The 11,416-nt window shown below is 72.3% G+C and carries 9 protein-coding genes; 3 read left to right on the top strand and 6 right to left on the bottom strand.

Annotation, left to right across the window (positions count from 1 at the left end):
- Window positions 1–59: 59 nt before the first annotated feature.
- The 5 genes from pdxS to pgsA form a co-directional block, all read right to left on the bottom strand.
- Window positions 60–977, bottom strand: coding sequence for a pyridoxal 5'-phosphate synthase lyase subunit PdxS (pdxS, locus tag ACFVIM_RS27325; RefSeq protein WP_384306513.1), 918 nt, complete (start codon window positions 975–977; stop codon window positions 60–62).
- 477 nt (window positions 978–1,454) lie between these two features.
- Complete coding sequence (locus ACFVIM_RS27330; RefSeq protein WP_384306516.1) at window positions 1,455–2,000, bottom strand: hypothetical protein; 546 nt, start codon at window positions 1,998–2,000, stop codon at window positions 1,455–1,457.
- A 167-nt stretch (window positions 2,001–2,167) separates the two neighbouring features.
- A complete protein-coding gene (locus ACFVIM_RS27335) occupies window positions 2,168–3,328 on the bottom strand; it encodes a glycosyltransferase family 4 protein (protein WP_384306518.1) in 1,161 nt (386 codons plus the stop codon).
- The gene (locus ACFVIM_RS27340) at window positions 3,325–4,326 is read right to left on the bottom strand and encodes a phosphatidylinositol mannoside acyltransferase (RefSeq protein ID WP_384306520.1); all 1,002 of its coding nucleotides are present in this window, start codon (window positions 4,324–4,326) and stop codon (window positions 3,325–3,327) included. The genes ACFVIM_RS27335 and ACFVIM_RS27340 overlap by 4 nt, the downstream gene beginning before the upstream one ends.
- Window positions 4,323–4,982, bottom strand: a complete 660-nt coding sequence (gene pgsA / locus ACFVIM_RS27345; protein ID WP_384306522.1) for a phosphatidylinositol phosphate synthase — start codon at window positions 4,980–4,982, stop codon at window positions 4,323–4,325. The genes ACFVIM_RS27340 and pgsA overlap by 4 nt, the downstream gene beginning before the upstream one ends.
- Window positions 4,983–5,678: 696 nt before the next feature.
- Between pgsA and ACFVIM_RS27350 the strand changes: the two genes are divergently transcribed.
- Both ACFVIM_RS27350 and ACFVIM_RS27355 read left to right on the top strand, forming a co-directional pair.
- The gene (locus tag ACFVIM_RS27350; protein WP_384306525.1) at window positions 5,679–7,892 is read left to right on the top strand and encodes an elongation factor G-like protein EF-G2; all 2,214 of its coding nucleotides are present in this window, start codon (window positions 5,679–5,681) and stop codon (window positions 7,890–7,892) included.
- Between the two features lie 507 nt (window positions 7,893–8,399).
- A complete protein-coding gene (locus tag ACFVIM_RS27355; RefSeq protein WP_384306527.1) occupies window positions 8,400–10,034 on the top strand; it encodes a hypothetical protein in 1,635 nt (544 codons plus the stop codon).
- A 79-nt stretch (window positions 10,035–10,113) separates the two neighbouring features.
- Here the strand turns inward: ACFVIM_RS27355 and ACFVIM_RS27360 are convergent, their stop codons facing one another.
- The gene (locus ACFVIM_RS27360) at window positions 10,114–10,674 is read right to left on the bottom strand and encodes an HIT family protein (protein ID WP_384306530.1); all 561 of its coding nucleotides are present in this window, start codon (window positions 10,672–10,674) and stop codon (window positions 10,114–10,116) included.
- A 66-nt stretch (window positions 10,675–10,740) separates the two neighbouring features.
- Here ACFVIM_RS27360 and ACFVIM_RS27365 point away from each other — a divergent pair.
- On the top strand, window positions 10,741–11,416 hold a 676-nt coding region (locus ACFVIM_RS27365), incomplete at its 3' end, for a potassium channel family protein (RefSeq protein ID WP_384306533.1).

Consider the following 11,416-nt stretch of genomic DNA (forward strand, 5'->3'; position numbering starts at 1 on the left):
CTCCCGTACGTCGCCCTGGAGGGCCAGCACGCCGACCACGGGAGCGGCGGAATCCGTCATCACCAGCCCCGGCTGGCGTAGCGCTCGGACTCGGGCAGGGTGTCGCAGTTGATGCCGACCATGGCCTCGCCGAGGTTGCGGGAGGCGTCCGCGATGATCTTCGGGTCGTCGAAGAAGGTGGTGGCCTTCACGATGGCGGCGGCGCGCTTGGCCGGGTCACCGGACTTGAAGATGCCGGAGCCGACGAAGACACCCTCGGCGCCGAGCTGGCGCATCAGCGCGGCGTCGGCCGGGGTGGCCACACCACCGGCGGAGAAGAGGACGACCGGCAGCTTGCCCAGCTCGGCGATCTCCTTGACCAGCTCGTAGGGGGCGCGCAGCTCCTTGGCCGCCGCGTACAGCTCGTGGTGGTCGTAGCCGCGGAGCTGGGCGATCTCGTTCTTGATCTGACGCAGATGGCGGACGGCCTCGACGACGTTGCCGGTGCCGGCCTCGCCCTTGGAGCGGATCATGGCCGCGCCCTCGGCGATCCGGCGCAGGGCCTCGCCCAGGTTGGTGGCGCCACAGACGAAGGGGGTGGTGAAGGACCACTTGTCGGAGTGGTTGACCTCGTCGGCCGGGGTGAGCACCTCGGACTCGTCGATGTAGTCGACTCCGAGCGACTGGAGGACCTGCGCCTCGACGAAGTGACCGATCCGGGACTTGGCCATCACGGGGATGGAGACGGCCTCGATGATCTCCTCGATCATGTTCGGGTCGGACATCCGCGCGACCCCGCCGTCCTTGCGGATGTCGGCCGGGACCCGCTCCAGCGCCATGACGGCGACCGCGCCGGCGTCCTCGGCGATCTTGGCCTGCTCGGCGTTGACCACATCCATGATGACGCCGCCCTTGAGCTGCTCGGCCATGCCGCGCTTGACGCGGGCGGTGCCGGTGCGGGGGGCGTCGGCCGACTGGGGGGAGAGCGTGCTGGACACGGAGACCTCACTGGGGTGACGGGATGGGGGGCGACCCAGCGGCGGTGCTGCCGGAGGGCCACTGCGACCCCGATGGAACCCTTCCCGACCAGGCCACATCAAGGGCCAATGACAAGGCGGTGGATCGTTTTCGACCAGCGCTCAAAGCGTGGACCGGGACGCGTGGGTGTCGGCGGGGGGTGCGGCACCCGCGCGAGGGCCGCACCGGGGGATCCGGAGCGGGGCGCTCGGATCACGAGGCCGGCGCCGGTGGCGGGCGGGCCGTGCGGCGGGCGGGCCGTATCCCCTTCCCGGCTCGGCCCCGGGTACCTCGCTCCGCGCGCGTCCCGGTCGGTCCCTCCGCGCACGTCCGTACCCGTCCTCCGTATCCGCTGGGGATCGGTACCGCGTCGGGAGGTCGGTACCGCGCGCCACCTCCTGGGCACCGGTACCCCGGGACGTCACGGGCCGTGGCGCGAGGGGCCGGACACCCGGGGTTCAGGCCGCGGGCCGGTCCGCCAGCGCCACCGGCGGTTCGTCGTCCATCTCGAAGGCGAGGGGGAACGGCGCGTGTCCGGCCAGCCGGAACCACCGCACCTTCCGGTGCCGCCGCAGCGCCCGGGCCGCCCGCACCGAGTCGTTGTGGAACCGCCGCGCCATCGGCACCCGGCGCACCGCCTGCGCCAGCTCCGTCGTGGCGTCCTCCCCGCCGGGCACCTCGCGGACGGCCTCGACCTGCGCCGGCTCCCCGAAGACCGCCCGAAGCGCCGCGCTCAACTCGCTCTCGGCGACCTCCCGCTGCTCCTCCTCGGCCTGGCGCGCGGCGTGTGCCGCCTCGTACAGCACGATCGACGCCGCCGGATCGAGCACACCGGCGGTGGCCAGTTCCTGGGTGACCGAGGCGCGTCGCAAGAGTTGCGCGTCCAGGGCGGCGCGGGCCGCGTCGATCCGGGTGTGGAGGCGGTCGAGTCTCCCGGCGGTCCAGCTGAGGTACATGCCGATGAGCAGCAGGGCGACGAGGACCCAGATGAGAGTTGCGGTCACGCCGGGAAGGCTACCGGGCCGCACGCCCCCATGATCCCCCAGCGCTATGCCCGGGTACGGCCCGCGCCCCAGGTCGGCGGCATGGGCCCCACGCGGGCGCGCGCCCCGCGCTCACCCGCCGTCGGGAACCGAGCACCCTGGTCGCGCGCGCCTTCGTGGGCGACGCGTCAGCCGCGCGCCAGTCCGAACCGCGCCCGCAGCCCCGAGCGCTCGTCCGCCGCCACCGAGGCGGCGCCGTCCGTCACCGTCTCGTACACGGCGAGGATGTCCGCCCCCACCGTCGACCAGTCGAAGCGCCGCACGTGCGCGCTCCCCCGCCGCCGCAGTTCGTCACGCCGCGCGGGGTCGTCCATGAGCCGCAGGGCCGCGCTCGCCAGCGCGTCCGCGTCCTCGTTGGCGAACAGCTCGCCCGCCGCGCCCTGGTCGAGGACCTGGGCGAAGGCGTCCAGATCGCTGGCGAGCACGGGCGCGCCCGCCGACATCGCCTCCACCAGGATGATCCCGAAGCTCTCACCGCCGGTGTTGGGCGCGACGTAGACATCGACACTGCGCAGCAGCCGCGCCTTGTCCTCGTCGCTGACCATGCCCAGGAACTCGACGTTCCGCCGCATCTCGGCGGGCAGCGTGGCGACCGCCTCCTCCTCGTCACCGCGCCCGGCGACCAGCAGCCGGGTCCCCGGCCGCTCCGCGAGGATCGCGGGCAGCGCGCGCATCAGCACGGGCAGCCCCTTGCGGGGTTCGTCGATCCGGCCGATGAAGCCGATGGTGCCGCCCTGCCACTCCGCCTTCGGCTCGGCCTTCTCGAAGAAGCCGACGTCGACGCCGTTGGGAATGACGACCGCGTCCCCGCCGAGGTGTTCGACGAGGGTGCGCCGCGCGTACTCGCTGACCGCGATCCGCGCGCTGATCTTCTCCAGCGCGGGCTGGAGGATCGGATACGCGGCGATCATGGCCCGGGAGCGGGGGTTGGAGGTGTGGAAGGTGGCCACGATCGGCCCCTGCGCCGCCCAGCAGCTGAGCAGCCCCAGCGAGGGCGAGGCGGGCTCGTGGATGTGGATGACGTCGAAGGTGCCCTCGTGGAGCCAGCGCCGTACCCGCGCGGCCGAGAGGAAGCCGAAGTTCAGCCGGGCGACGGAGCCGTTGTACGGGACGGGCACGGCCCGTCCCGCCGAGACCACATACGGCGGCAGCGGGGTGTCGTCGTCGGCCGGGGCGAGCACGGAGACCTCGTGCCCCCGCCGGATGAGATGGTCCGCCAGGTCCCTGATGTGGAACTGGACCCCGCCCGGGACGTCCCAGGAGTAGGGGCAGACGATGCCGATCCTCATGTCCGCTCCCCCGGCTTCGGCGCCTCCGGCGTCCGGACGGTGCCGCCCTCCGGGGAGTCCCCGTCCAGGCCCGCTCGCGCGGCCCGCTCCGGTCCGCCGGGCTCCAGATCCGCGAGCCACAGTCGTTGCAACATGTGCCAGTCCTCCGGGTGCTCGGCGACCCCGGCCGCGAACACGTCCGCGAGTGCCTGTGTCATGGAGGACGTCATAGCGGCCCGGTCACCTGTCGCGGGCACCTCCACCTCAGGGTGGATCCGTCCGTACAACCGTGGTTCGGGCCCGTACCAGAGCGTGACCGGCAGCAGTGCCGCGCCGGTCCGCTGGGCGAGCATCGCCGGTCCCGCGGGCATCCGGGTCCGCTCGCCGAAGTAGTCGACCTCGACGCCGGAGGCGGACAGATCACGGTCGGCGACCAGACAGACCACCCCGCCCGCGCGCAGCCGCCGGGCCAGGGTGCCGAAGGCGGAGCCGCCCGCGTGCGGCAGGACCTCCATGCCGAGGCTCTCGCGGTAGGCCACGAACCGGTCGTAGAGCGACTCCGGCCTCAGCCGCTCGGCGACGGTGGTGAAGGGGATGTCCAGCACCCGGGCCAGCCAGGCCCCGGCGAGATCCCAGTTGGCCAGGTGCGGCAGGGCGACGACGACACCGCGGCCCGCGTCCAGGGTGTCGGTCAGATGGTGGTAGTCCTTGATCTCCACGTTGTCGCGGATCCGGTCGGCGCTCCAGGACGGCAGCCGGAAGGACTCCATCCAGTACCGCATATACGAGCGCATTCCGGCCTTCGACAGCGCGGCGAGCCTCGCCGGATCGGCGTCCGGCACCACCCGGGCGAGGTTGGCCTCCAGCCGGAGCACCCCCGTGCCGCGCCGCTTCCAGGCCACGTCCGCGACCGTGCGGCCGAGCGCGGCGGCGGCGGGTTCGGGCAGATGGCGCACCGCGCTCCAGCCCACGCCGTAGAGCCCGTCGGTGAATCGGTCCGCGAACCGCTCGCGCGTCATGTCGCCTCGGCCTCGCTCTTGGCCGCCGCGTCCGCCTCGGCGGACTCCCGGCGTACGGTGACGACGCGCTGCGCCAGCGTCACGGCGGAGCCCACGGCGACGATCCACAGGGCGATCGGCAGCAGGACCTCGACCCCGGGCACCCCGAAGGCCGACAGCCCGGCGAGCCCGGCCGCCACCAGCGAGATCACCAGTCGTTCCGCCCGCTCCACCAGCCCGTTGACCGCGACCGGCAGACCGATGGCCTCGCCGCGCGCCTTGGTGTACGACACGACCTGGCCACTGGCCAGACAGAAGATCGACACGGCGCAGAGCATGTTGTTGTCGCCGGCCCCCGCGTACCAGAGGGCGAAGCCGCCGAAGATCGCGCCGTCCGCGACCCGGTCCAGCGTGGAGTCGAGGAAGGCGCCCCAGCGGCTGGAGATCCCCGCCTGACGGGCCATGTTGCCGTCGATCAGGTCGGAGAAGACGAAGAGGGTGATGACGATCGTGCCCCAGAAGAACTCTCCCCGGGGGAAGAAGACCAGCGCGCCCGCCATCACCCCGGCCGTGCCGACGAGCGTCACGGCGTCGGGGCTCACCCCGCGGCGGAGCAGAAACGCGGCGAACGGTGTGAGGACACGCGTGAAGAATGCACGCGCGTACTTGTTCAGCATGGCCTTCCCGAGGTTTGGCTCAGCCGTGTGGCCCCATCGGCCACCGGCCGCCCCATCGTAGCCAGGCCGGGGCCGCGCCACCGCTGGGACCCGGCCGTCGGGTGCCGGGCGGACCGGTGGCACGGGCGGGCCGGGGCCCAGGAACGCGTGCTCCTGCGCGACCGACAGCCACGACCGGCAGCTACGACCGACCGGCGCGACCTCGGGCACGACCGGCACGCGGCACCCTGGACACGACCGGGACACGCCACCCCCGGCACGACCGCCACACACCGCCCTGGACACGACCGGCCCGCGCCACCACTCCTGAGCCCCTCGGAACCCACCACCCTGGACACGACCGAACCACGCGACCCTGGGCACGGCCGGGACACGCCACCCTCGGCACCCACCACCCCCGGCACGACCGAACCACGCGACCTTTGCCTCGCACACACCACATAAGCGACGCACGACACCCCCGCCGCCACGGCGCCCACCGCGGCCCGCGCGCACGGCGACACGCTCCGGCCGTACGGCAGCGCGGCCGGAGTACGACGTATGGACGCGCCCTGATGGGAGTGGAAAGCTCGGAAGACGACCGCGGGCTCCCCCGGAGCCGCCGCCGGACGGTGTCCGGAGGCCGCCCCGGTTTCCCCGCGCCCGCGGCCGCCCCCTCACCTCACGCCGTCGACGCGATCGATCGGGAGGCACATCATGGGCGACAAGGCGAGCACCCACCCCGGAGCCGCCGGCAGGGCGACAACGGCCGACCGGCCCGCATCCGTACGGAACGTGGTGCTGGTCGGCCACAGCGGATCCGGGAAGACCACCCTGGTGGAGGCCCTGGCCCTGGCCGCGGGCGCGGTCAACCGGGCGGGCCGGGTCGAGGACGGCGCCACGGTCTCCGACTACGACGACATCGAGCACCGCCAGCAACGCTCCATCCAGCTCTCGCTGGTCCCCCTCGAATGGGACGGCTTCAAGATCAATATCCTGGACACCCCCGGGTACGCCGACTTCGTCGGGGAACTGAGGGCCGGTCTGCGAGCGGCGGACGCGGCCCTCTTCGTCGTCTCGGCCGCGCAGGAGCCCAGCGCCGTCGCGGGCGCCACCCGGATGGTCTGGGAGGAGTGCGCCGCCGTCGGCATGCCCCGCGCCATCGTCGTCACCCATCTGGAGACCGCCCGTACCGGGTACGAGGAGCTGACCCGGGTCTGCGGCGAGGTCTTCGGCGGCGGGGACGTCACACACACGTCCGCGGTCCTCCCCCTCTACCTCCCGCAGTACGGTCCGGCGGGAGCCGACGGCCACGCCCCCGTCACCGGACTGGTCGGACTGCTCTCCCAGCGGATCTTCGACTACTCCTCCGGCGAGCGGAAGGAGGTGACGCCGGACGCCGAGCAGTCCGCGCTCATCGAGGAGGCGCGCAACCGGCTGATCGAGGGGATCATCGCCGAGAGCGAGGACGAGACCCTGATGGACCGCTACCTCGGCGGCGAGGAGCTGGACGTCAAGACCCTGATCGAGGACCTGGAGACGGCGGTGGCGCGCGGCACCTTCCATCCGGTGCTCGCCGCCGCGCCCGCCACCGACGGCGCCCGCCAGGGCCTGGGCACGGTGGAGCTGCTGGAGCTGATCACCGGCGGCTTCCCCACCCCGCTGGAGCACGAGCCGCCCGTCGTCACCACTCCGCAGGGCGCGGCCCGGCCCCCGGTCAGCTGTGACCCCACCGGTCCGCTGGTGGCCGAGGTGGTCAAGACGACCTCGGACCCGTATGTCGGCCGGATCTCCCTGGTGCGGGTCTTCTCGGGCACCCTGCGCCCCGACGAGACCATCCATGTCTCGGGCCATGGCCTGGCCGACCGCGGCCATGAGGACCACGACGTCGACGAGCGCGTCGGCGCGCTCTCCGTTCCCTTCGGCAAGCAGCAGCGCCCGGTCGGCCAGGTCTTCGCGGGCGATCTCGCCTGTGTCGCCAAACTCTCCCGGGCGGAGACCGGTGACACCCTCTCCGCCAAGGACGATCCGCTGCTGATGGAGCCGTGGACCATGCCGGACCCACTGCTTCCGCTGGCCATCCAGGCCCATAGCAAGGCGGACGAGGACAAGCTCTCCCAGGGCCTGGCCCGGCTGGTCGCCGAGGACCCGACCATGCGGCTGGAACAGAACCAGGCCACCCACCAGGTGGTCCTGTGGTGTCTGGGCGAGGCCCACGCCGATGTCGCCCTGGAGCGGCTGCGCAACCGCTACGGCGTCCAGGTGGACGTCGTCCCGCACAAGGTGTCGCTGCGCGAGACCTTCGGGGAGCCCGCGCCCGGCCGGGGCCGCCATGTGAAGCAGTCCGGCGGCCACGGCCAGTACGCGATCTGTGAGATCGAGGTGGAGCCGCTGCCCGCGGGCTCCGGGATCGAGTTCGTCGACAAGGTGGTCGGTGGCGCGGTGCCCCGCCAGTTCATCCCCTCGGTGGAGAAGGGGGTCCGGGCCCAGGCCGCGCGCGGGGTCGCGGCGGGCTATCCGCTGGTCGACATCCGGGTCACCCTCCGCGACGGGAAGGCCCACTCGGTGGACTCCTCCGACGCCGCGTTCCAGACGGCGGGCGCGCTCGCGCTGCGGGAGGCCGCGGCGGAGGCCCCGATCCATCTGCTGGAGCCGGTCTCCGAGGTCCGGGTGCTCGTTCCGGACGGGTACGTCGGCCCGGTGATGAGCGACCTCTCCGGCCGCCGCGGCCGGGTCGTGGGCACCGAGCAGTTCTCCGGCGGTCGCACCCTGGTCCGCGCCGAGGTCCCCGAGATCGAGATCGGCCGGTACGCGATCGACCTGCGCTCCCTCTCCCACGGCACGGGCCACTTCAGCCGTGTCTACGCCCGCCATGAGCCGATGCCGGCCCATGTCGCCGAGAAGGTGCGGGAGGGGAACGGGAAGGACTGAGGCGCGGGGGAATTTCCCTGACGTACCGTCATCTTCCCTTCGTGGCGGTACGGATGACACCGCCCGCCGTCGCGGCGGTGGCCCTCCCCCGTGGTTTCTCGGGGTGCCCCACCGCGACGGCACGCCCGGCGCCCGTGCCACCGGACAGACGGCATGTACCGCGCGGCCGACCCCAACTCCCGTACCACGCGACCGGGACGGCGCCGCGCACCGGACACCAGGCCCCCACAGCGGATCGACCGACACCACCACCGACACCACGTGCGGCCCCCGGTCGCCTTCCAGACCGCATCCCCTCGCCACCGCATACGCGCCCCCCGAGCGCCCGTTCCGCGCCGCTCGCCGGATCCGGCCATCGCATCCGCTCACCACCCCGCCCGTTCCCGGTCACCTGACGCGGACACCGTGCCCCGGATACGCTGAGGTGCCCAGTTCAGCAGGTGTGCCGGGCGCGGTAGCGGGGAATTGGGCCGCAGAGCGGAAGGCGACGCGGCGATAGGGGCGGCAGTGACGAGTGATGGGTTCGACTTCAGTCCCGGTGCGCAGGTCCCGATCACGGGATCCGCGGGACAGACCGCGGCGACGCACGCGCTGGCCTCGGCCGCGTACCGCGACAGCCCGGTCGCCACGATCCTCGACGCCAACAGCGAGTGGTACAAGTCCGAGGTGACCAAGGGGAGGTTCAGCCTCTTCGAGCCCAATCTGGGCGAGGCGTTCGCCCGCGCGGTCCAGGTCCGCACCCTCGGCGGCGGACGGAACGCGCTGATCCAGTCGTTCGGCATGGAGCCCCGGACGGTGGCGGAGCACTGTCTGGCCGCCAACCGCATCCGCCGTGAGCGCGATCTGCGCCTGACGATCATCACCGTCGTCTGTGGCGTGCTCTTCCTGCCAGGACTGCTGTTCTGGATGGCCGTCTTCCAGTTGCGGCGCACCCTGGCGGGCGCGCAGAACAAGTCGGCGGGGCTCGGCGGGATCCTGCTGCTCCTCGCCATCTGCGGACTCGCCCTGATCGTGCTGATCAAACTGCCGCTCGCGGGCTTCTGGCCCAACTATCTGCGGGCCATGCTCGTCGTCCCCGTCATCGGCTGGTTCCTGGCCCGGCGGGTCGCCGAGTCCACCGCCAAGGACCTGCGCTCCCGGTGGGACGGGCTGCTTTCCGGCGGCGGGATCGCCGCCAAGGTGCCCGACGCGGTCGGCCGGGACGAGCTGCGCGACGCCCTGAACAAGCTCACCGCCGAGCAGCACGCCAACAGCGCCTTCTACGCGGGCCACAAGGGCATACTCGGGATGGGCACCCGCTGGGGCAGCTGGTCCATGGCCGAGGAGATGGTCTCCAAGACCCCGGGCAAGGAGATCAACCAGTTCCGCAGCTGGGACGTGGCCCGCGCGATCCACGACCGGCTGAAGCTGCTGGAGCGCGGCCCGCTGAATTCCGGTGGTTTCACCCCTCCCCAGGTCAAGCACTGGGTGATCTCCTCGGTCGGCGCGGGCGCGGGCTCGGTGAGCCGCCCCGAGGGCGATGTCGTGGAGTCCTTCCAGGTCAAGAGCCATGAGATACAGCGGATCTGCAACCACCAGCAGTTCGGCAAGGGCGACCGCCACTATCTGGGCGTGCAGTTCGTCCTCTGGGACGGCCAGCTGGTGATCACCATGATGATCACGGTCACGGTGCTCCACGAGACCCTGCGTATCGAGGTCACCGGCCATGCCCTCGGCCCGGTGCACGGCCTGTTCATGGCCAAGTCCTCGCCGAAGACGGTGACGGTCGCCAAGACCGTCCGCTTCTGGGAGACCCGCACCCGTAACCTGCCCCTGATCGAGGCCCCCGAGGTGGTCCGGCTCGCCGTCCGCGCGCCCCTGACCTGGTATCCCCCGCTGCTGGACTTCCTCGGCGGCAAACTGGTGCTCCCCGAGCCGTTCGGACTGCGCCATGTCTGGGCCGAGAAGCCCTGGGGCAGCCGGTTCATGGCGGACGACGCGATGCGCGCCGCCACCCCGGTCCTGCGCGCGGCCCACGCCGCGGCGATGAAGATCCTCGACGACAACGGCGTCGACATCGCCCGCTTCAGCAGCCGCTCCATGGCGGTCAGCGGCGCCATCCAGGACCCGTCCCTCTCCAAGGCCGACCTCTACGAGATCTGACCGGAGTACGAGAGGGCCGGGCGGTCACGCACCCGCGATCGGGTGGGTCATCGCCCGGCCCTCCTCCGTACGGCCCCGGCTACACCGCCGGCCAGGCGGCGGCCAGCATCGCCCGGGTGTCGGCGAGCAGTTGCGGCAGGACCTTGGTGTGGGCGACGACCGGCATGAAGTTGGTGTCACCGCCCCAGCGCGGCACGATGTGCTGGTGGAGATGGGCGGCGATCCCGGCCCCCGCCGCCGCGCCCTGGTTCATCCCGATGTTGAAGCCGTGCGCGCCGGAGGCGGCCCGCAGCGCCGCCATCGCGCGCTTGGTGAAGTCCGCCAGCTCGGCGGTCTCCGCCTCGTCCAGCTCGGTGTAGTCGGCGACATGCCGGAAGGGGACCACCATCAGATGGCCGCCGTTGTACGGGTAGAGGTTGAGCACCGCGTAGACCCGTGAGCCGCGCGCGATCACGAGCCCGTCCTCGTCGGACTTGGCGGGGATGGAGCAGAACGGACAGCCATCGCCCGCCTCGGGTCCGCTCGGCTTGTTCTCCCCCTGGATGTACGCCATCCGGTGGGGCGTCCACAGGCGCTGGAACGCGTCGGGCGTCCCCACTCCGATCTGCTGCTCCGGCTCACTCGTCATGCTCAGCAGCATATGGCTTCGCCCGGACGGATCGTGTCGTCGGGGGCGTCCCGCGCCCTCCACCGCGATGCTGGGGCGATGAAGGAATCCGGGCCCGCCGACGACGGCGCGCGGGCGCGCTGGGAGCGGCGCACCGAGGCGCCGCTCTTCGTCGCCTCACTGATCTTCCTCGGCTGCTACGCGGTGCAGGTGCTGGCCCCCGGTCTCGGCCCCGGCTGGCGGGACCTGTCCCTGGTGCTGCTCTACGCCCTGTGGGCCCTGTTCATCCTGGACTTCCTGATGGCCTGGCGGCTCAGCGGCGAGGGTCTCGGCTATGTCCGCCGCCATCCGCTGGACGCGCTGGTCGCGGCGCTCCCGCTGCTGCGTCCGCTGCGGATCGTACGGTTCTACGAATCGGTGCAGCACCACCGCGCGCAGCCCCGGCTGTCCCTCTACGCCCGGGTGATCACCTACGCCGGGCTCTCCTCGCTGCTGCTGGGGTTCGCGGGGGCGCTCACCGTCTACGCGATGGAGCGCGGCGCCCCGGGGGCGACGATCCGGTCCTTCGGGGACTCGGTGTGGTGGACCTGCTCCACCCTGACGACGGTCGGGTACGGGGATGTGACCCCGGTGACCTTCGGCGGCCGCTCGGTGGCGGTGGTGATGATGGGCGGGGGCCTGGCCCTGCTGGGGGCGGTGACCGGCTCGTTCTCGTCCTGGCTGATCCAGACCTTCACCCTGGACACGGACCGCGACCGGCCCCCGGGGAGTACCC

This window comes from Streptomyces sp. NPDC057638 (genome assembly GCF_042800315.1).
Classification (GTDB): domain Bacteria; phylum Actinomycetota; class Actinomycetes; order Streptomycetales; family Streptomycetaceae; genus Streptomyces.